Source organism: Vibrio floridensis (assembly GCF_021852965.1).
GTDB lineage: Bacteria > Pseudomonadota > Gammaproteobacteria > Enterobacterales > Vibrionaceae > Vibrio > Vibrio floridensis.
Genome location: NZ_JAKGCY010000003.1, coordinates 209,818 through 232,038, shown reverse-complemented (window position 1 = coordinate 232,038; position 22,221 = coordinate 209,818). Strand labels below are relative to the sequence as shown.

General features: G+C 49.3%; 15 protein-coding genes. 8 read left to right on the top strand and 7 right to left on the bottom strand.

Going from position 1 to position 22,221, the window contains the following annotated elements:
- Positions 1–30: 30 nt before the first annotated feature.
- From glpK to LZU85_RS07355, 4 genes are all read right to left on the bottom strand, one after another.
- Positions 31–1,548: a glycerol kinase GlpK gene (gene glpK / locus LZU85_RS07370; protein ID WP_237286799.1), complete on the bottom strand. Its 1,518-nt coding sequence runs from the start codon at positions 1,546–1,548 to the stop codon at positions 31–33.
- Positions 1,549–1,710: 162 nt separating this feature from the next.
- The gene (gene dapD / locus LZU85_RS07365; RefSeq protein ID WP_237286798.1) at positions 1,711–2,742 is read right to left on the bottom strand and encodes a 2,3,4,5-tetrahydropyridine-2,6-dicarboxylate N-succinyltransferase; all 1,032 of its coding nucleotides are present in this window, start codon (positions 2,740–2,742) and stop codon (positions 1,711–1,713) included.
- 241 nt (positions 2,743–2,983) lie between these two features.
- Entirely contained in the window at positions 2,984–3,298 is a 315-nt protein-coding gene (locus LZU85_RS07360) for a YebG family protein (RefSeq protein WP_237286797.1), read from the bottom strand.
- A 104-nt stretch (positions 3,299–3,402) separates the two neighbouring features.
- Positions 3,403–4,299, bottom strand: coding sequence for a LysR substrate-binding domain-containing protein (locus tag LZU85_RS07355; protein WP_011079700.1), 897 nt, complete (start codon positions 4,297–4,299; stop codon positions 3,403–3,405).
- 108 nt (positions 4,300–4,407) lie between these two features.
- On the opposite strand from LZU85_RS07355, the gene LZU85_RS07350 reads away from it, so the two are divergent.
- A complete protein-coding gene (locus tag LZU85_RS07350) occupies positions 4,408–5,385 on the top strand; it encodes a TDT family transporter (RefSeq protein ID WP_237286796.1) in 978 nt (325 codons plus the stop codon).
- An 81-nt stretch (positions 5,386–5,466) separates the two neighbouring features.
- On the opposite strand, the gene LZU85_RS07345 is transcribed toward LZU85_RS07350, so the two are convergent.
- Positions 5,467–7,290, bottom strand: coding sequence for a DUF3413 domain-containing protein (locus LZU85_RS07345; protein WP_237286795.1), 1,824 nt, complete (start codon positions 7,288–7,290; stop codon positions 5,467–5,469).
- A 265-nt stretch (positions 7,291–7,555) separates the two neighbouring features.
- On the opposite strand from LZU85_RS07345, the gene recC reads away from it, so the two are divergent.
- From recC to recD, 3 genes are all read left to right on the top strand, one after another.
- Positions 7,556–11,044 (top strand): exodeoxyribonuclease V subunit gamma, encoded by a 3,489-nt coding sequence (gene recC / locus LZU85_RS07340; RefSeq protein ID WP_237286794.1) that lies wholly within the window; start codon positions 7,556–7,558, stop codon positions 11,042–11,044.
- A 312-nt stretch (positions 11,045–11,356) separates the two neighbouring features.
- Entirely contained in the window at positions 11,357–14,977 is a 3,621-nt protein-coding gene (recB, locus tag LZU85_RS07335) for an exodeoxyribonuclease V subunit beta (protein ID WP_237286793.1), read from the top strand.
- Positions 14,974–17,088: an exodeoxyribonuclease V subunit alpha gene (recD, locus tag LZU85_RS07330; RefSeq protein ID WP_237286792.1), complete on the top strand. Its 2,115-nt coding sequence runs from the start codon at positions 14,974–14,976 to the stop codon at positions 17,086–17,088. The genes recB and recD overlap by 4 nt, the downstream gene beginning before the upstream one ends.
- 72 nt (positions 17,089–17,160) lie before the next feature.
- Here the strand turns inward: recD and LZU85_RS07325 are convergent, their stop codons facing one another.
- Both LZU85_RS07325 and argA read right to left on the bottom strand, forming a co-directional pair.
- Positions 17,161–17,343: a hypothetical protein gene (locus LZU85_RS07325; protein WP_011079706.1), complete on the bottom strand. Its 183-nt coding sequence runs from the start codon at positions 17,341–17,343 to the stop codon at positions 17,161–17,163.
- A 224-nt stretch (positions 17,344–17,567) separates the two neighbouring features.
- Entirely contained in the window at positions 17,568–18,905 is a 1,338-nt protein-coding gene (gene argA / locus LZU85_RS07320; RefSeq protein WP_237286791.1) for an amino-acid N-acetyltransferase, read from the bottom strand.
- Positions 18,906–19,074: 169 nt separating this feature from the next.
- On the opposite strand from argA, the gene LZU85_RS07315 reads away from it, so the two are divergent.
- The 4 genes from LZU85_RS07315 (at position 19,075) to csdE (ending at position 22,204) form a co-directional block, all read left to right on the top strand.
- Positions 19,075–19,542: a DUF2850 domain-containing protein gene (locus tag LZU85_RS07315; protein WP_237286790.1), complete on the top strand. Its 468-nt coding sequence runs from the start codon at positions 19,075–19,077 to the stop codon at positions 19,540–19,542.
- A gap of 161 nt (positions 19,543–19,703) precedes the next feature.
- Entirely contained in the window at positions 19,704–20,804 is a 1,101-nt protein-coding gene (gene mltA / locus LZU85_RS07310; RefSeq protein ID WP_237286867.1) for a murein transglycosylase A, read from the top strand.
- 81 nt (positions 20,805–20,885) lie between these two features.
- The gene (gene tcdA / locus LZU85_RS07305) at positions 20,886–21,695 is read left to right on the top strand and encodes a tRNA cyclic N6-threonylcarbamoyladenosine(37) synthase TcdA (protein WP_237286789.1); all 810 of its coding nucleotides are present in this window, start codon (positions 20,886–20,888) and stop codon (positions 21,693–21,695) included.
- Between the two features lie 80 nt (positions 21,696–21,775).
- The gene (csdE, locus tag LZU85_RS07300) at positions 21,776–22,204 is read left to right on the top strand and encodes a cysteine desulfurase sulfur acceptor subunit CsdE (protein WP_237286788.1); all 429 of its coding nucleotides are present in this window, start codon (positions 21,776–21,778) and stop codon (positions 22,202–22,204) included.
- Positions 22,205–22,221 lie beyond the last annotated feature (17 nt).

Below are 22,221 nucleotides of genomic sequence, written 5' to 3'. Positions count from 1 at the left end.
CAAGCAGTTTGAAACTAAGGTGAACTTAGTTTACTCGTCAATCTCACGCAATTCGGCCCAAGTTTGTGCGCATTTAACCGCGCGTTTCCAGCCTTTATAGCGTCGGCTGCGTTTCTCTTCATCTTGATGAGGAAGGAAGCGACGATCGAGCTCTGCTTTGTTTTTCAGCTCATCTATGCTGTTCCAGTAACCCACGGCCAAACCTGCGAGGTACGCCGCGCCCAGCGCGGTCACTTCGGTCACTTTTGGACGATGCACTTCGGTATCAAGCACGTCAGATTGGAACTGCATGAGGAAGTTGTTGGCCACTGCGCCGCCATCAACGCGTAGGGCTGAGAGCTTAATGCCAGAGTCCGCTTGCATGGCGTCCAGTACATCACGGGTTTGGTAGGCAATGCCTTCTAAGGTTGCGCGGATGATGTGGTTTGAGTTGACACCACGAGTGAGGCCTACAATGGTACCGCGAGCATAGGCATCCCAGTACGGTGCACCTAAACCAGTAAAGGCAGGCACCACATACACGCCGTTTGAACTGTCCACTTTGGTGGCGAAGTATTCGGAATCGTGCGCATCGGAAATCAGTTTCAGCTCATCGCGCAACCACTGAATCGCCGCACCCGCCATAAATACCGCGCCTTCGAGTGCGTATGCTGGCTCACCTTTTGGTCCACACGCTAAGGTGGTCAACAACCCGTTTTGTGAGGTCACTTTCTCTTGTCCGGTGTTCATCAACAAGAAACAGCCCGTTCCGTAGGTATTTTTCGCTTGGCCTGCTTCGACACACATTTGGCCATACAGCGCCGCTTGTTGATCACCCGCAATGCCTGAGATAGGGATACGCGTACCACCTTTACCACCAATGTTGGTTTGGCCATAAATTTGCGATGAGCGTTTTACTTGCGGCATCATCGATGATGGGATGCCCATTTCTTCGAGCAGTTTGCTATCCCAACATAGCTCATTGATGTTGAACAGCATGGTGCGGGAGGCGTTGGTGTAGTCGGTGACGTGCACACGGCCTTGGGTCATCTTCCACACCAGCCAAGTATCGACAGTACCAAACAGTAGTTTGCCCGCTTCGGCGTCTTCACGTGAGCCTGCAACATTATCGAGAATCCATTTTACTTTGGTGCCCGAGAAGTAAGGGTCAAGCACAAGGCCGGTGTTTTCGCGAATGTAAGATTCCAATCCGCGCGCTTTTAGGTCCTCACAGATGTCGGCGGTACGACGGCACTGCCACACAATGGCGTTGTAAACCGGTTTGCCCGTTTCTTTGTTCCAAACGATGGTGGTTTCACGTTGGTTGGTGATACCGATGGCCGCCACTTGATCACTGCTGATGCCTTTTTTGCCCAGAGCTTCAACGAGTGTAGAGCTTTGAGTGGCGTAAATTTCCATGGGATCATGTTCTACCCAGCCTGCTTGTGGGTAAATCTGAGTGAACTCGCGCTGGGAGACAGAAACGATGTTCGCGTCGTGATCTAAAACCACAGCACGAGAGCTGGTGGTGCCTTGGTCCAGTGCAACGACGTACTTCTGCTCAATCATGATCCGCTCCTTATGTTTCGTTATCTTTATTTTAGTAAATTCCGTAGCGCTTATTGAATGAAATTATTGGCTTATTGGCAAACGTGATGGACAAAGTGCCGACAAAAAAAAGCCCTTCATTGATGAAGGGCTCGAACTAACACTATCTCAGAATGCACGAGATTAGTTGTTTTTGTGCAGCTCGCTGTTGAGCTCTACCGCAGTTTTGTTCGCCAAGCATTCAATTTGGCCAGTCACTGAGTTGCGACGGAACAGTAGGTCGGATACGCCTGCTAAATCGCGCGCTTTAACCATTTCAACTTCTTGGCCTGTGGAATCAAGCATGCGTACTTTAGAGCCCGCGGTGACGTAAAGGCCAGATTCTACTGTACAGCGATCACCCAGTGGGAAACCAAGGCCTGCGTTTGCGCCAAGCAGTGAGTTTTCACCAATAGACACAACCACTTTACCACCGCCAGATAGGGTACCCATGATCGACGCGCCGCCACCAATGTCAGAGCCGTTACCGACAACAACGCCCGCAGAGATTCGGCCTTCAACCATGCTTACACCTGTGGTGCCCGCATTGAAGTTAATGAAGCCTTCGTGCATGACCGTTGTGCCTTCACCAACGTGAGCGCCAAGACGCACGCGAGAAGTGTCCGCGATGCGCACGCCTGTTGGTACCACGTAATCCACCATTTTAGGGAACTTGTCGACGCAATCGACAGTGAGTACACGGCCAGCTAAACGCGCTTCGATTTGGCGTTCTGCCAGTTCAGGCAGATCGATTGGACCTTCGTTGGTCCATGCGATGTTGTGCAGTAGACCGAAAATGCCGTCTAGTACGGTACCGTGTGGTTGAACTAGGCGGTTAGAGATGAGTTGCAGTTTTAGGAAACCTTCAGCAACGCTTTGTGGCTGCTCGTCAGTAGCAAGAATAACCAGTACCAGTGGTTGTGCTGACTCTGCCGCTTTTGCTGCGAAAGAGGCGTTTGCTGCATCACCATTTGCTTCAAACGCTGCTGCCAGTTTTGCACTTTGCGCCGCAGAGATCTCGATAGCTTGGTTGCCTTGCTCGTAGCCCACAACGGCTGCTAGAGCGTTGACTAGCGCCTCGCTTGGGTTAAGAACAGGGTTTGGAAAAAACGCTTCGATGATTTTGCCGTCGCGGTTTTTGGTTGCCGTACCAAAGGCGAGAGAAAAGAAAGCCATAGTTGATCTCCATGTGTTGAGTCTTTGTCACGCGCCATTCACTGGCAAGCGCTGGAATTAAGTTATAGCCATCATAAAGAGACAAAAAAAGACTTTAAACCCCTCAAAGGGAGAAAGTCTGTAGATGGATACCCTTTGTCTTTTTAACGATATGTTTCTTCGTTTGGCTATTTTGTATTTTGTCGCCAAAATCAAAACCGCCGCACAGGGCGACGGTTTTATTCGACATGGGTTGCGAAGATTAAGCGGCGTCTTCTTCTGATTCGTCTTCGTCGGCTGCGTTATCCGCAACCGCTGCTAGTTTCTTTTCTTTCTTCGGCGTTGGGCGGCGTTTTGCGCCTAGCGCGTAAAGAAGCTCTTCTTTGTTCTGAGCGAGGAACATCGCCAAGTCTTCTTGTTTGCCTTCATCTTCAAGAAGATCGCTTTTACCTAGTAAGTCGAAAAGCTCATCTGCCATATCCAGCATTTTGTCGTATGCGTCAGCTTCCGCTTTAGAGGTAAAAGTCATTTTCTCTTCTCCGTTGCGTTCTACCACGTACTTGACGATAACAGCCATGGTTAATCCTCTAAGTTAAATAGTCCAGAATTTGTACTGTGTGTTTATACAGCTTTTCATCAGTAATGTCCATTGACTCGCGTCAAAATGAGAGCTGAATTCCGCTATCGTTCGGGATGCCAATGATGGCAAAAATCGATAAAGGCTTTAAGTAACGGACTTTGATACTTTTCTTTGTGCACCAGCAGCCAAAAGCGTCGCTTCATATCGAGCGGCATCGGGATCATTTTGACGCGACCATCTCGCACGGCATGGTCGGCCGAGAGGCGGGATAAGCAGCCAAGCCCAAGTCCTGCGGAAACCGAATTGATCAACGCTTCGGTGGTGTTGAGCTGGAAGGCTTCATGCCAATGTTCAATGCGTGGCGCGATGACTCGATGGAAAAACTCACGCGAGCCAGAGCCTGCTTCGCGCAAAATCCACTGACTGTTCTCCAGCTCAGTGAGTGAGATTGAGCCATTCAGTTCAAGGGGAAAATCGGGCGGACAAATGACACACATTTCGTCCTCGCTAAACTGGGTCGCATTGAGCTCGGGATGCAGTGTTTTGCCTTCAATCAGGGCGATATCAAGCTCGTAATCCACCAACATATCGCAGATCTGCGCCGAATTAGAAATGAACAGGCTCTGTGCTTGATGCTGGGTGTGGCGGCGAAAATCGCTGAGTAAATAAGGCGCAACTTGGTTGCCGATGGTGTCGCTGGCGCCAATGCGAAGTTGGCCTGACAGTGTCATATCTTGATCAAACAGCGACTCAATCGCGCTGGCTCGGCTCAACAGCTCATCGGCCAATGGCAACAGTTTTTGCCCTTCTTGATTGAGAATCAAACGGTTATTAACGCGATCAAACAGATGATGACCAATTTGCTTCTCCAACTCGGACAGCGCCATGCTCACTGCCGCTTTGGAAAGAAAGAGACTTTCCGAAGCGGCGGTGAGCGTGTTGTGCTGAGTGATGGTGGTAAACACTTTGAGTTGTTTCAGAGAAATGTGACTTGCCATGCTCTCTCGTTAAATAATCTTGAACGTCGGTTCTAAATAATTAGATATCTTCAAACATTAAGCAAGCATAAAATAGCGCCATACAAAGATAGCCTTGTTGAGGTCGTGATGATTCAAAGAACAAAAGCAAAAGTAATGGGCGCTCCAACACCGATGGCAGGTTTGGCGCTTGGTATTGCGAGCTTAGGCTGGAGTTGGGAAAATTTGGCAACATTAAATGGCTATGGACAGTGGATAAGTGCGGCAATTGCCAGCGGTTTGCTGGTTATCTTGGCGGTGAAATTTCTCTTTCATCACCACTTATTGAGACAAGATTTAGCCCATCCTGTGGTGGGCAGTGTGGTGCCGACATTCGCCATGGCGACCATGGTGGTTTCCAATTCGATTGGCCACTTTTCCACGTTGTTGGGGGATACGATCTGGTCAGTGGCAGTGGCATTGCACATCGTATTTTTACTTAGCTTTGTCTATCACCGTGCGAAAGATTTCGAACTTCATCACATGGTGCCAAGTTGGTTTGTGCCCCCGGTCGGTATTATCGTTGCTGACGTTTCTTTCTCAGGCAACCCAGTGCTTGCTCCCGTAGCGCACGGTGCTTTGGTGTTTGGTATGGTCGCCTACGCGGTGATGTTACCGATCATGATCTACCGCTTTATGTTTACGCATGAAGTGCCTGATGCGGCTAAACCAACGATGGCGATCATGGCCGCACCAGCAAGCCTTTCATTGGCCGGTTATTTAACTGTGACGGCGCAACCTTCGCCAGTGATTATTGCGTTGCTATTTGGTATTGCCGTGCTGATGACGGCGATTATTTACCTCGCGTTTGTTAAGTTGCTTCGTTTGCCTTTTAGCCCTGGCTATGCGGCGTTTACTTTCCCTATGGTAATTGGTGCCACTGCGCTGTTTAAAATGGCCAACTGGATGCAACACGCAGGTTTGGGCAGCCACTATGTTGAACAAGTGAGAATGCTGGCTGGCGTCGAGCTATTGGTGGCTACGGTTGTGGTGGGATACGTCGCGGTGCAATACTTCTACAATTTAGTGGTGTTGCCAAAACGCAACGTGCTTGGAAAATTCGCCTAGTGTCGAATGGTGTTGAAGAGAAAAAACGCCTCGCAGTTCATCATGCGAGGCGTTTTTGTTTAGCGGCGAGAAAAACGGTCGTTAGCCCTTGTGATAGAAGCGCGACATCAGTTCCAGTGACTGCTGAATCACATTAACAGGCACTTTGTGGTCTTTAACAATTCTCAATTGGTTGTTGAGCTGTTTTGAGTTCCCAGCTGGGTTAACCACCATCATCATCTCTTGGCCGACGAGTGCATAGTTGTAGTAGCTCCCCGCGATAAACCAATCTCGAGATTGGGTCGCGTCGAACAAGTTGTCGCCGACGCTGAAATCTGCAGTATTAATTTTATTATCAAAGAGCATTTCCATCAGCGTGGGCACCACATCAAAGTGGGTGGTGCGATAATCGTAAGTCTTGGCGGTTTGGCCAGGTGCATAGATGTACAACGGCACGTGGATTTGCGCTTGGCTGTAATTGCCAGAATGCCCCCAATAGTTCATGCGATTATCGTTAAACTCTTCACCATGATCCGAGGTGATAACCACGATGGTGTTCTCCAAATCAATCTTGCTCAGTACTTTGCCGATTAAGCCATCAATGTAGTAGAGCGAATTCTTATAGCGATTATGGTACAGCTCGGCATCAAAATCGTTGTTGAGCAAGATATGATCCACGCGTTCCCAATACGGTGTGAATTTCGCACCTTCTGGTTCAGGAAATTCGGTGCCATGGGCAGAGTCGTAGAACAGAAAACCGAAATAGGGCTGATCACTTGGCTGCGCTTCAAAGGCGATAAAATCTTCAGTAATGCGCGCGTCACGTTCAACTTGCGTTGTTCCTGGCGTCTTCAAGCGCAGATCTTTGACGTTTTTAAAGACAGTGCGTGACAAAGGAGGGCTGGTCAGCGACGCTGAACCGAAGATCCCCATGCGATATCCGGCGCTTTGCAGGCTATCCATAAACACTGGAGCGGTTTGACTGGCGTAAAAGCTACTCCAATAGGTGGCTGGCAGGCTGTAGAACAGGCTAAACATGCCCGCTTGGGTGGAGTTGCCGCCACTCATGTGCTGCGAAAAGTTGGCCGTCTTTTGTGCAAATTGGCTGACATTGGGCATGATTTCTGCCGTAGCGTCACTGTGTCGCCAAGCGTCCACTAAGATAAACAGCACGTTGGGTTGTTTTGTTTGTGTCGGTAAGCTGACGGGCTCAAGTGGGTAGTCCAGTTGACTGTCCTCGACGTTTTTCAACTCAACGCGATTTTGCGCCGCAATCTTTTCATCGACAAAGCCGTTTTTATACATGAAAGAGCGGGCGGTGAGTGGGTAATAAAGCGGCCAGTTATTGGTAAATTGGCTGACTTCATTATCGTACAACGCATTTTTATACGCATGCACCATTTGGCTGCTCAGCAACATCACAAACCATAATGCGACAAAAGCGAATTTAAGTTTGCTGTTGGCTAGAAGCTTGCTGAGCCATACCGCGATGGCGAGGCCAATGAACATCACCGCAATCTCCGAGATGAAAATCAACCAACTCAGCCAAGAGATATTGAAGACTTCGTTCCCGCCATCAAAAAACATGCGGATCAGCAAGCCATTGATATGAAATTTGTAGTGTTGGAAAACCGTGATATCGATCTTCAGCGCAATCACTAACAGAGCGGCAAGTGTGATGACGATGCCTTTGAACAGTCGAGTTGGCAACAGCGTCAGCGGAAGACTGAGCAGCATGATGGGTAAGCTGAGTAAACCGAGCCAGCCCAACTGGGTTGCAATAAGATAGAAGCTTTGTAGTCCCGACAGATCTTGAGAGGGATCGGACGAAAGTACAAATGGGTAACAGGCGATGGACAGATAAACCGTGAAGCAAGCAAAAAAAGCAATCAGCCACGCGCTATTGGAGGAGAGTTTTCGCAACATCTTTCTGAATTCCATAGCGAGTTATAAATACAATTGATGAAAACGGGTGGAATTATAAAACAGTGTTTTTTAACTTTAAAGGTGTGAGGCGTGTCACGTTTGGTACGGAAGTGTAATTTTGCCCTGACAATGTCGTTTGCTGACAAACTGACCAAGAATCGCTACCGATATAACCTTTCTGGAAATCAGTGAGTTAGAACTATGTGGCCACTCAGCGAGCTGTGCTAAGCTAACGCTTAGTGATTGTCTTTCCGGAAGCTAACTCGTGTTTACTGTCTATCACTCCAATCAAGTGGATGTGCTCAAATCTCTGTTGGTGGAACTGATTCGCCTCAATCCTTTGCAAAATCCCTTCGACAAAGAGCAGATCTTGGTGCAAAGCCCAGGCATGTCTCAATGGTTGAAAATGGAACTGGCGAAAGAGTTTGGCGTGGCAGCAAACATCGAATTTCCGCTACCCGCGACATTTATCTGGGATATGTTTACCCACGTTTTGGCGGATGTGCCAAAACGCAGTGCTTTTAACAAAGAAGCGATGACGTGGAAGCTGATGCATTTGTTGCCGCAGCAACTTGCACTGGCGGAGTTCTCGCCTTTAGCTCGCTATCTTCAAGACGATGAAGAAGGCGCCAAGCTTTACCAACTGTCGGAAAAAATTGCCGATATTTTTGATGGTTATTTGGTGTATCGCCCTGAATGGATACGTGATTGGGAAGCGGGGAAGGCTGTGGCTGAGATTGGTGATGAGCATCCTTGGCAGCCCATGTTGTGGCAAGCACTGTATGACCATACCGTCGCGCTTGGGCAATCGCCGTACCATCGCGCCAACCTATACGAACACTTCATTGATAGCTTAGAAAACTACACTGGCCAGTTTGAACACTTGCCGCAGCGCTTGTTTGTTTTCGGTATCACCTCACTGCCTCCACGTTATATGGACGCGCTTAAAGCGCTCGGTCAGCATATTGACGTGCATCTGATGTTTACCAACCCGTGTCGATACTATTGGGGTGAAGTACGCGATCGAAAATTTCTTGCTCGTTTGGCGGCAAAGCAGCGTCAGCACCTTGTGTGGCAACAAGATCATTCGCAGCTTCAGGGCCAAAGTGAGCAATTGAAAGGCAGTATTGAAGACAATCTTGCCGATGAACTGCACACCGAGGTGGTGGGCAACAGCTTGCTGGCTTCGATGGGCAAACTTGGCCGTGACAACATGTACTTGTTGTCACAATTGGAATCGCATGAGATTGAAGCGTTTGTCGATATCGAACCTGACTCGCTATTGCATCAACTGCAAGCAGACATCCTCAACTTGGAAGAGCACCAAGATGACGACCACATCGAGAGCAGCCATCATAAATCGCTCATCGAGGCGAATGATCGCTCTTTGAGCCTGCACGTCTGCCACAGCCCAATGCGTGAAGTGGAAGTGCTGCACGATCAATTGCTGGCGATGTTCGATGCCGACCCAACCCTCAAACCGCGCGATATTATCGTGATGGTGGCGGACATCAATGCCTACAGCCCAGCGATTCAAGCGGTGTTTGGTAATGCGCCGGGTGAACGATTCATCCCCTATTCCATTTCAGATCGAACCGCCGATCAAGAAAGCCCGATTCTCAACGCGTTTTTGACGTTGGTGAATCTACCACAAATGCGCTGTTTGGCGTCAGAGCTGTTAGAACTGCTAGAAACCCCCGCGATTTTGCAGAAATTCTCCTTGAGTGAAACGGAGTTCCTGCAAGCAAAACAATGGGTGGAAGCGTCAGGTATCCGTTGGGGGCTCGATGAGCAAACTGGATGTGAGTTTGACCTACCTCAGACAAGACAAAACACCTGGCAGTTTGGTATTCAACGCATGTTACTTGGCTACGCCATGCCAGAATCGGCTGGCTTGTTCCAAAGCGGTGATGAATGGCTTGCTCCTTACAACGAAGTTCAGGGAATGGGAGCGGAGCTGGCGGGCAAACTGAGCTACTTCATTGAAAAGGTGCGCTGCTATCGCCACGCCTTAGCTCAAGCGCAAAACATTGACTCATGGCGACAACAATTACACGGTGTCTTGGCGGATTTCTTCGCCGTCGACTTAGAAGGCGAAGTGGCGTTGAAATCGATTCGCGATACGTTGGGTCAGTTAAAAGAACAGTTGAGTGATGCGGCATTTGAGGCGGAATTGTCACCGAGTGTGATTCGTCAATATCTGCTCAATAAACTGTCCGGTAGCCGTGTAAGCCAGCGTTTTCTTGCCGGACAAGTGAATTTTTGTACCTTGATGCCGATGCGTTCGATTCCATTTCGCACCGTCTGTTTATTAGGGATGAACGATGGCGTCTATCCACGCAGTGTGGCACCGGAAGGATTCGATTTAATTCATGGCCGCGCCAGAGCGGGTGACCGCTCTCGCCGCGACGATGACCGCTACTTGTTCCTTGAAGCTCTGTTGTCTGCGCAGCAAAGTGTTTACATCAGCTATGTCGGACGTTCCGTGCAAGACAACACCGAGAAAGTGCCGTCGGTGCTGGTGGCTGAATTGATGGAGTATTGTCAGCAAAACTACTGTTTAGTGGGGGATGAGCATCTGGGTGTGGATGAATCCGGTGCACACCTATTAAAGGCGATCACCTGCGAGCATCCCATGGTGCCATTTAGCCCCAAAGCTTTTTTAGGTGAACCTCTGAGCAACGCGAAAAGCTATGCCAAAGAGTGGATTCCAGCGGCCCAGCAGCAGAGCGAAGGCCAAGTGCCATCGCAGCCAAGTGCGCCATTTTATCAAGCCCTTGACGATTATTTACTGGGTGCCACGTTCCCGCTTGAACTGGATTTGGTTGAACTGCAACGTTTCTGGCGACTGCCAGTACAGTACTTCTTCAATCGCCGTTTGAAAGTCGTTTTCGAGCCACCAATGGCCGTGATGGCAGATGAAGAGCCGTTTGTGTTGGATGGGCTCAACAGCTTCCAATTGCGTGAACAGTTGTTGCATCGTCTCTTATCGGATGAAAACTGCACGCCTGACATGGTACAGCCGCTGATTGAGGGTGTACGCAGTGAAATGCGTGCACAGGGCAAGTTGCCGATCGGCGCCTTTGGTGAGTTGGAATTTGACACCAACCGCGTGCAAGCTGAAGCATTAATAGAAAAACTAACCGGACTATCTCACGCTGCTTTGGATGATCTCGAAGTGGATCTGACTTTTACGCCATTTGGCGAAGGCAAAACGATTCATTTGAGCGGTTGGTTAACGCAGCACTATCAATCGGGTCTATTACGTTATCGTAGTGGCAAAATTCGCTCTCAAGATTACTTAGCGGGTTGGATTGATCACCTTTCGATGTCGGCTATGGGCGTTGCCAAAGTGACGCATTTGATTGGCTACGACAAGAAAGAGGGGGTTGTGCACCTCAAATACCCGGCGATGGCGGATGCTGGCCAAGCCAAATCGTTGCTTAACGAATTGATCCGCCTGTATATCGAAGGTATGACCCAGCCTTTGGCGTATTTCCCCAAAACCGCATTGGCGGCCATCGAAGCTGGCATAAGCCGCGGGCAATGGAATGATGACGAAGAGAAAGCGTTGAAAAAAATGGCGGACACCTTCAATGATGGATTCTTGGGCGCAGGGGAAGGCGCTGACAGCTACATTAGTCGTATTTGGCCAAAATGGAATGAACAACTGGCCCATCAAGTACGTTTGATGAGTAGTTTGGTGCTGCAAGGGGCAAGATTGTCCGTCGTGGATGCGTCAGAGGAAGCATAAACGATGCCCTTCAAAGTCAACAATGGGATAAAAAAAGCGCTGCAATGGAGAGGAAGTAGGGTGGCCGCCAGAAAATCATTATCGTGTAGGGCGTTTGCTGTACGGCCACAAGGTCAGAGGGACCATGATTCGGTTGAGTGGTTCGTGTCGAACCCTTTGAACTCGTGAGGCGCATACTACCCAGTGCGGCGAGGATGTTCCGTGAGTCAGATCCCACAACATCCTAATATTTAAACACTTTAGACAAATTGATAGCGTTTTTGATGTTTGATCACAGTTCAAACAGCAGATGATCCGGAGAAATTGAGCAAGATGACGCACAAGCCCGAGCCAACCCCGTTACAAACCATGACCTTTCCATTGCATGGCGCAAGGTTAATTGAAGCGTCGGCGGGGACAGGTAAAACTTTCACCATTGCTGGATTGTATTTACGCTTACTGCTTGGGCATGGCAGTGAAGAGACGCGTCATCAAGTCCCACTGACGGTGGATCAAATCTTGGTCGTGACCTTTACCGAAGCCGCAACAGGTGAGTTGCGTGATCGCATTCGTGCGCGTATTCACGATGCGCGTTTGGCGTTTGCTCGAGGACACAGCCAAGATCCCGTCATTGAGCCGCTGCTGCGTGACTTTCCCGATCACAAGCAGGCCGCCGCCATTTTGCTGCAAGCCGAAAGACAGATGGACGAAGCGGCGGTGTTCACCATTCACGGTTTTTGCCAACGGATGCTCACGCAAAATGCGTTTGAATCCGGCAGCCGTTTTAACAATGAATTTGTCACCGATGAAAGTCAGTTAAAAGCGCAAGTGGTGGCCGATTATTGGCGACGCAATTTCTATCCCTTGCCCACCGCATTGGCAGGTGAGGTGCGCCAGATTTGGGGCTCACCCGCCGCGTTGTTGAGCGACATTGGCCGCTATCTCACTGGTGCGCCATTGGCGCTGAGCGTCAACGCGATGAGTGGCGATCTCGCGGCGTTGCATCAAGACAACCTGCAAAAAATTACGCAACTAAAAAGTGCTTGGCGAGCGGCGCAGCCTGAATTGCAAACGCTCATAGAACAATCCGATATCAACAAACGCAGTTACACCAAAAAGTCACTACCAGAGTGGTTAGAGACGGTGAGTCGATGGGCGGAAAGCGAAACCTTTGATTACCACTACCCAGATAAGCTGGCCAAATTTGCACAAAGCGAACTGCTGGCTAAAACAGTCAAAGGTACTGCGCCAACGCATCCGCTATTTGAGCAAATTGACGCGTTTTTGGCCAATCCGGCTAGCTTAAAAGCCCCATTGTTGGCACACGCGATTGAGCAATGTCGCGTATGGCTGGCGAAAGCCAAAGAGCAGAAACAGCGTTTGTCGTTTGACGATTTGTTAACGCGTTTATCCGCGGCAATCGATCAAGATGAAGCGCAGTTATTGGCAAGTCGAATTCGTACGCTTTACCCCGTTGCCATGATTGACGAATTCCAAGATACCGACCCTTTGCAATACAGCATCTTTAGCCGTATTTATTTGGATCACCCACAAACTGGGCTATTTATGATCGGCGACCCGAAGCAGGCGATTTACGGCTTCCGTGGGGCGGACATCTTCACTTACATCAAAGCGCGTAACCAAGTGAGTGCCCACTACACCTTGGGAACAAACTGGCGCTCCAGTGCTGAAATGGTTGCAGCGGTGAACCAGATATTTCAGCAGCCTGATAGTCCGTTTATTTATGATCAAGACATCCCTTTCTTGCCTGTCAACGCTAGCCCCAAAGCGGAGCAACGCATTTGGAACATAGCAGGCCAAAAGCAGCCCGCTCTGACTTACTGGTTACAAGAGTGCGAAGAAAAACCCGTGGCGAAAGGGGAGTATCAGCAAGTGATGGCCGACGCGACCGCGAGTCAGATTCAGCGGATTCTGACGCTTTCGCAGCAAGGTCAGACGTCATTCCAGCAAGGTGAGCAACAGCACGCTATTCAAGCGGGTGACATTGCGGTGTTGGTACGAACCGGCAGCGAAGGCCGACTGATCAAGCAAACTCTTGCTAAGCAAGGCATCGCCAGTGTTTATCTTTCGAACCGCGATAGCGTTTTTCTCAGCCCCGTCGCGCAAGATGTTCAGCGCATATTGCAAGCGGTGCTCACCAGTGAAGACGATCGCGCATTGCGGGCAGCGTTGGCTTGTGAGCTGTTTGCCCTTGATGCCGCCAGTCTGGATAAATTGAATAACGATGAAAATGCGTGGGAAAAAGCGCTCAGTGAGTTTAAAGAATACCGCAAGCTGTGGCTTTCTCGTGGTGTGATGCCGATGCTGCGAGCGGTGATGGCCAAACGCCATATTGCGGAGCGACTGCTGACTCAGCAAGAAGGTGAGCGCACACTCACTGACCTGATGCATTTGGCGGAACTGCTGCAGCAAGCAAGCAATGAGATCGACAGCGACCACGGTTTGTTGCGTTGGTTTGCCCAATCAATCAGTGATGCACACAATGGTATTGGCGGCAGCGATGAGCAGATCCAACGTCTCGAATCGGAACGGAACTTGGTGCAGATCGTCACCATCCACAAATCAAAAGGGCTTGAGTACGATCTGGTTTTTCTCCCGTTTGTCTTTGCTCATCGCGAAGCCAGCGAAGCGAAGTTTTACGACGCGCAAACCGATCGCACCGTGTTAGATATCACCGCCAGTGATGCCGCGCTGCAACAAGCAGACAAAGAACGATTAGCCGAAGACTTACGCCTTATTTATGTGGCGCTTACTCGCGCCGTTTATGGCTGTTTCATTGGCGCGGCGCCACTGCGCAACGGTCGCTCCACGAAAGAGCCCACGGGCGTGCATCGCAGTGCCATGGGGTATTTGGTGCAAAATGGTCAAGAAGGGGGAATTGCCACGCTGCAACAAGCGTTGGCAGGACAGCAAACGCAGTCAGACAGCATTGTCGTTATCTCACCGCCAACCTTGCCGGATGAGCGATATCAACCTATCGCAACGCCCGCGTTGTCGCTCTCTGCGCAAGAGCTGGCCACGCCGATCGATCGTTTATGGCGCATCACCAGTTACTCCGGCTTGGTCAAGCAAGGGAGCCATCAAAGCGACTACGATGCCAGTTTAGAGGTGGTGGGGTTTGATATCGACTCTTCCGCCGAAGATCCGCAAGCGCCAGTTCAAGAAGTGGAGAAGTCGATTTTTACCTTCCCCCGTGGTGCCAGCGCCGGTACGTTTTTGCACTCGCTGTTTGAAGAAGTGGAGTTTACTCAAGCGGCGGACTCTGAACAGAATCGCCAAGTGATCAGCGAGCTGATGGAAAAAAACTTGATCGACTTAGAATGGTTGCCCGTTTTGCAGCAGCTGGTGGATACCGTGTTGTCGACGCCACTTGATGGCAAACATCTGTACCTTAACCAGAAAACGCCTTCACAGCGTTTGGTGGAAATGGAGTTCTTATTGCCGATAGAAGTGCTCAGCGCCGCCAGTTTAAACCAAGTCATTCAGCGCCATGATCCCCTCTCGGCTCGCGCGGGGGATCTCGGTTTCCAAACGGTGCAAGGCATGCTCAAAGGCTTTATTGATTTGGTGTTTGAACACCAAGGCAAATATTACGTATTGGACTGGAAATCCAACCATCTAGGGGATGCTGTACATTTCTATCACGGTGCCGCATTGCAAGGGGCGATGGTGGATCATCGCTACGATTTGCAATACCAAATCTATGCGTTGGCGCTACACCGTTTTCTACGCAGCCGTTTGGCCAACTATGATTACCAGCATCATTTTGGTGGCGTCTATTATCTGTTCCTTCGTGGTATGGATGGCGAAAGTGAACACGGTATCTTTTCTGCCAAGCCCTCGTTGGATTTATTAACGGAAATGGATCGTTTGATTGACGGTCTTGAGCCTCAACCTAGATCGACCCAAGGTGGTCAGATGGAGTTACTATGATGTTGAATGGGTCACTCCAAGCGACGCTGTCGATGCTGGAACAGCAAGCCCAACAAGGCTACCTGCGCTTATTGGATTATCAATTTGCGCGCTTTATTGGTGAGCAGAGTCAGCACAGCGGATTGGCTCTGTTGGCCGCTGCGGTCAGTGCCGAGTTAGGCAAAGGGCATATTTGCTTGCCTTTGTTTGATGAACTTGGCCAAGTCTGTGAATTGGCCAGTAAAATTGGTTTGTTTGGTGAGGCGGCCACAGAGCTGAACGCCCAGTTTCAGCTGATCGACTGGCGAGCGTTGCTGCAAACGAGTCGCTTGGTCGGCACGCAAGGGGAAGCGGTGCCCTTGATGTTCGATGGTGAACGAGTTTATCTGCATCGCTATTGGCACTATGAAGTCGTTTTGGCGCAAAAACTTAATCAATTGAGTCACGGTATTGAACTTAACGCCAGCTCAGCGGCATCGTTGTCCGCACTGCTGGATCGATTGTTCGCGCGAGATTACCACTTTTTGTTCGAAACGCTGATTGCCGCGCAAGCGAGCGGCAGTACCCAAGTGCAGCGACAGCAATGGGTGTGTGATTTTCTCGACGTGGTTGAAGAGCACCGTTTGGATTGGACGGCGATTGAACAAGTGCTGAGCCAAGTAAGCAAAGTCTCAGATCTCAACGCGCTGGATCATCTTGTGCCTCATGCGGCCTGCATTAATTGGCAAAAGGTAGCTGCCGCGGTGGCGTTGACGCGTCGTTTTGCCGTGATCTCTGGGGGGCCGGGAACAGGCAAAACCACCACCGTCACGAAATTGTTGGCGGCGCTGATTGAGCAAGCTGGAGCGCAAACGCCCACCATTCGTTTGGTGGCGCCAACGGGTAAAGCGGCGGCGCGTTTGACCGAATCCATCGGCAAAGCGGTGCAATCTTTGGCTGTAGAGCCGAGTTTAAAGGCGTTGATTCCCACTGAAGCCTCAACGTTACATCGCTTGTTAGGCGCGATCCCCGGCAGTGCCGAGTTTCGTCATCACAGTCAAAACCCGCTGCATTTGGATGTGCTGGTGGTGGACGAAGCTTCAATGGTCGATCTTTCGATGATGTATAAAGTGATTGACGCGCTACCTAAACATGCTCGTTTGATTTTACTCGGTGATAAAGATCAGTTGGCCTCCGTTGAAGCGGGGGCGGTGCTAGGGGATATCTGCGCATTTTCTGCTTCCGGATACAGCGCTGAGCAAGCGGCAACGCTCGCGAAGTTAACGGGTTATCAAGCGCTGCCAAAGAGTGCCAGCCGTTTAGCGCCAGTCGCTGATAGCTTGTGTATGTTGCAAAAGAGCTATCGTTTTGACGCTCGCTCAGGGATTGGCCAATTGGCAAAAGCGATCAATGCAGGTTCCGTGGCGGCGTTAGAGAGTGTATGGCAGCGAGAGTTTAGCGATATCGCACATCATCCATTGGATGCCAGCCACTACAACCATATGTTGCAAACGCTTGTAAGTGAGTACTCACATTATCTTGCTCGCATTGCCTTAACTCTGCAGCATCTTGATCCAAAAGAGAGAGAAAGCAGTGCTGATCGAGCCAAAGCGGGACTGAATTTGTTTCATCGTTGTCGGTTACTTTGCGCCGTGCGTGAAGGGAATTTTGGTGTGGCCGGGCTTAACCTTCGCATTGAAAGAGCCTTAGCTGCGCGGAATTTGATTAAAGTGAAGGACGAGATTTGGTATCACGGCAGGCCTGTAATGGTGACGCGTAATGATTACGCGCTTGGGCTTTACAACGGCGACATTGGCATCTGCATGTGGGATGACAGTGACGAAGCCCCGCGTCTAAAAGTCTATTTTGAGTTGGCTGACGGCAGCGTTAAAGCGGTATTACCAAGCCGAGTACCAGAACATGAAACAGCCTATGCGATGACAATACATAAATCACAAGGCAGCGAATTTGATTTTACCTTGATGATTTTGCCTGCCGATTTCAGCCCAATACTGACGCGAGAGCTGATCTACACGGGCATTACTCGAGCGAAAAAGCGTTTAGCGCTGTATGCGGATCTCCAAGTCCTGAAACGTGGTATGAAGATAAAAACACAGCGAGCGAGCGGCCTGCCACACCGTTTGGGCCAGTAAGGATCATGAGAGCAGTCTAAGTCGATAAGGAAAAAGGCCAGAAGTGGAAACTTCTGGCCTTTGAAATTCGAACTAGCGTTGAAATGCTTGAGTAAAAGTGATGCTGCGAATGTGGTATTGCTCTTTGTAGTTCAAGATGAACTCTCTTAGCGCTTCTGTCACTGGGAAGACGCAATGAACGTCAAGTCCCTCTAGAAACTGGTTGTCGGCCATATCCCAAAAGCTTTGCAGCGAGTTACAAATAATGGTTCTCATAGTAATGCTCTTTGATTGCTTAATCCCAACTGACTGGGTAAGTAATGAATCGAGCAGTCCGTGCGGTGTCTCGTCACCAAGTTCCTTGGCTCGGGTTAACCCCGATTTGCGCGGATTATAGACGAGTCACCGAACGAAAAAAAGCACAAACTTTGAACAGGCAAGATGTAAAGCATTGCATATGGTGTTAACCCTGTTCATCAGCAGGAAATACTAATCTTAAGTCAAAGTGGTAGTGCCAAAATTTTTGAACGACGCTGATAGTTGTACAAACTTTTCTTCGCCATTGGCAGTGAGTCGACGCCAATTTCGTAGAAACCTTGCTCTCTAAACCAATGAACGCTGTGCGTGGTGAGAACAAAAATTTGCTCAATGCCGATGGATTTCGACCGATGCTTCATGTAATTGAGCAGCAACAGGCCACGGTTACCATCGCGATAATCAGGATGAATGGCCACACACGCCATCTCCGCCATATGCTCATCGATATAAGGGTACAAGGCGGCGCAGCCAATGATCAGGCCATCTTTCTCAATGATGGTAAAGCGTTCAACCTCTTGCTCAAGTTGCTCGCGAGAGCGCCTTACTAGAATGCCTTGCTCTTCCAGAGGGCGAATCAGTTCAAGAATGCCGCCAATATCATCAATGCAAGCCTGACGAACTTGCTCAGCACTGGCCATGACCACTTGTGTGCCGATACCGTCAAACGAAAACAGTTCTTGGATTAAAGCCCCATCAATTTTGTAACTGATTAAATGGCTACGGGGAACGCCAGCGCGGCAAGCTGCCACTGCCCCTTTGAGAAAACGCAGTGTGCCGGAATGGAAGTCGCTATCGGGATCGACATCGACCGAGAGCTTTTGAATGAATTTCTCCGCATCGCTTGGAAACAACTCGGCGACGGCATTGCCCTCTTCATCAATCACGCCTTGCTCAGAACAAAAGCCAATCAGTTTGTCGGCTTTGAGTTTGATCGCCACTTGTGTTGCTACTTCTTCAGAAAGCAAGTTAAAGCATTCACCAGTCACCGAGCTGGCAATCGGCCCTAGTAGTACGATGGAACCTTGATCCAAGGAGCGATTGATGGCCTCGGTATCAATGCGACGAATGCGACCACTGTGGCAGTAATCGACACCTTCATCTATACCTAATGGTTGAGCGATGACAAAATTTCCACTGACCACATTGAGGTGCGTTCCTGCCATCGGTGTATTATTCAAGCTCATGGAGAGGCTGGCGGTGATCGCCAGTTGTAGCTGTCCGGCGGCTTGCATAACTATTGAAAGTGAGTTTTCGTCAGTGACACGAATATGTTTATGGTAAGGTGTTTGACTCGACTGCTTATCAAGCAGTTGATTGATTTGTGGTCTGGCACCATACACCAAAACTATTTTCACCCCTAAACTGTGCATAAGAGCAATATCATTAATGATATTGCTGAAGTTTTTGTCAGCGATTGCTTCTCCGCCAAGGAGAATAACCATGGTTTTGCCACGGTGCGCGTTCACGTATGGGGTGGATTGTCTAAAACCTTTAACTAATGCAGTGCTGCGAATCTTCACAATTGACTTCCTTGTGATTATTTATGCTGAAATTTTGTCTTTTTATTCTTTTGTTGGCAAGCGGTTTTTCATCAATTAAGAAGAATCTGTATCGAAGCTATTTCCATCACTGTTGATCTCAGTGAGTTGTTTGCTTTGACCAGCGGTGTAACATAGGCGGCTTGTAAACATGAACGAGAAAAAAATGCCTTCTTCTGCCAATAAAAAGTCAGTGACCAGCAACCCGGCGATCATCGAGGAACTGCGTCGTAAAAAGCGCAAATTACTAGAGCGGGTTCTCATGAGTATCGCCCTTGTTGGAACGGTGATTGTCTTATTGATGTATGGCGATTTAATTACGCGCTTAGTGAATCCGCCAATGCCCAAGAGCATGATTTATGGCAAATGGGTTGAACAGGATGTGGCGCCTTATGCCCGAGAAGTCTTGTTGTTGAACGAGAATGGGGTCACTGTTAATGGCTCCTTGGTGACCACGACATTCGATTTTGATGGCAAGTACTTTGAGTATCGCTCAGGAGGGGAAACACGTCGCTTCCGTTTTGTTGGTCAGCACTACATTGAAATGAAGCTTGACGATGATGCTCACTACCAGCCCGTTTTCCAATTGGAAGGCAAACAGAGCCTTTCGCTTCGATAAGCGCAGAAAAGCTGCGTGACCAGGCTCCCAAACCGATGGTTTTGCATACAAATTAGGTCATTTTTTTGTAAGGGACTGCAATCGCATCCCTTTTTCATTTGCACTTAAAATTCGACTTTGTCATGCTGCTGCAAACTCTAATTCATGGACAACCATTCCTAATGAAAGCGTATTTCCCGCTGTTAGCCTCTGTTCTTTTGTTCGGCTGTGCTCAGCCAACCGATCGTGCACAGCAGTATCTCGACAATGAATTCAGTGATGTGCTCAATCGAGTCGATGTTGTGAGCTCGGACAAACCTCGCGACTTCACCGAATTTCAACGTCAATCTGAAGCGGTGATCAGCAATTCACCTAGTCTGGCCAACTTGTATCAACCACTTTATGAGCGTTTAAATGAGTGGGTACTGCAAAGTGGTGACCCGAGCGAACTCGGTGCTTATGGCATTGAAACTGCTCAGTTAGGTGGGGGAGATAAACAGGGTAATGTACTATTTACTGGCTATTTTTCACCGGTAATGGAGCTGCGTCATCAAGCTGATGAACGTTTTAAATACCCAGTTTACGCGAAACCCGATTGCAGTGAAGATTGCCCGACGCGAGCTCAGATCTACGATGGGGCACTCGATGGTTTAGGGCTCGAACTGGGCTACGCAGAGAACATGATTGACCCGTTTATCATGGAAGTGCAGGGCAGCGGCTTTGTTCATTTTGAAGATGACGATACGTTGGAATACTTCGCCTACGCGGGAAAAAATAACAAAGCCTATGTGAGCATTGGCCGCGTGTTGATTGAACGCGATCAAGTCGCAAGAGAGAAGATGTCGTTGAAAGCGATCAAAGATTGGGTGCTTGCAAACGATGAGGCCACCGTTCAAGAACTGCTCGAGCAAAATCCCTCTTTTGTTTTCTTTGAGCCGAGAGCGGCGGCGCCTGTGACAGGTTCTGCAGGTATCCCGCTATTACCTATGGCCTCTGTGGCAGGCGATCGCACAATTTTCCCAATGGGGACGCCGATTTTGGCGGAAGTGCCATTGCTGAATGCGGACGGTACTTGGAGTGGTGCGCATCAACTGCGTTTGTTAATCGTGCTCGATACCGGTGGCGCGGTAAAACAGAATCATCTCGACCTCTACCACGGAATGGGTCCACGAGCGGGAACCGAAGCGGGCCATTACAAACACTTTGGCCGTGTGTGGAAATTGGGCTTGGAAAACTCTCCAACGCAAGCGCCTTGGGCTTTGCCACCAGAAAAGCTACAATAGCGTTTCTCTATCTGGACATTTTGTTGAAGAGTGCGTATAAATCGCACTCTTTGTTTTTCTGGCGACTTTGGAATCATCACTATGCGCGAACTTGATACTCCTGCTTCTGATAGCTACAACCAACGTTTTGGTGGTACGCGCCGTCTATACGGCAACAGCGAAGTCGAGATTCTTCGTGCAGCCCATGTCTGTGTGATTGGCATTGGCGGTGTTGGGTCATGGGCGGTAGAAGCCCTTGCCCGCACAGGTATCGGCACACTGACGCTCATCGATATGGATGACGTGTGTGTGACCAATATTAACCGTCAAATTCATGCGATGACGGGAACGGTCGGCCAAAGCAAGATTGAAGTGATGGCAGAGCGCGTCAAACTCATTAACCCTGAGTGTAAAGTGAATCTGATTGACGATTTCATCACACCTGACAATCAACACGAATACCTCAGTAAAGAGTTTGATTACGTGCTAGATGCCATTGACAGCGTCAAAGCAAAAGCTTCTTTACTGGCTTACTGTCGCAGTAACAAAATCAAAGTGATCACCGTCGGTGGTGCAGGGGGCCAAGTGGACCCGACACAAATCCAAGTGGCGGATTTGACCAAAACTATCCAAGATCCACTGGCGAAGAAGATCAAGGATACCTTGCGTCGTCATCATAACTTTCCAAAAAATCCTGCACGAAAGTTTGGTATTGACTGTGTCTTTTCCACTGAGCAGCTAAAATACCCACAAGCGGATGGTTCCGTTTGTAACGTAAAATCAACGGCAGAAGGTCCAAAGCGCATGGATTGTGCCAGCGGTTTTGGTGCCGCGACAGTAGTGACCGCAACCTTTGGTTTTGTCGCGGTGGCGCGTATCGTTGAAAAGCTGATCCAAAAGCATAAAAACTAACAGCCTCTAATACCAAGCGGTTTTCTGACGCCGCTTTAACTCATCATCACTTTTAATCCCTATTGTGTAGGAGCCTAGCCATGTCGAATTTGCCAGCCTCGCCATTTGGTAACGAGATTACCAGTGCGGACATCGTCGCAACCATGCAGCAATTCAAAGGCTGGGAAGACCGCTATCGCCAGGTGATTCAATGGGGTAAAAAATTGCCAGTGATGCCTGATGCGTTGAAATCTGAGCAGGTTATGGTTGCAGGCTGTGAAAGCCAAGTTTGGTTAGTGGCAGAACAAGACGGCGGAATGTGGACGTTTTGTGCCGATTCAGACGCGAGAATCGTTCGTGGTTTAATTGCTTTAGTCTTAGCTGCCTACAACGGTAAAACGGCAGAGCAGATTCAAGCCTTTGATATTGAAACTTACTTTGAGCAGTTAGGCTTAATTGCGCACTTGAGTCCATCACGCGGCAATGGCCTTAAAGCGATTGTTGAGCAGATCCGACAGCTAACGCACTAGGACACTATCTTCGCCTG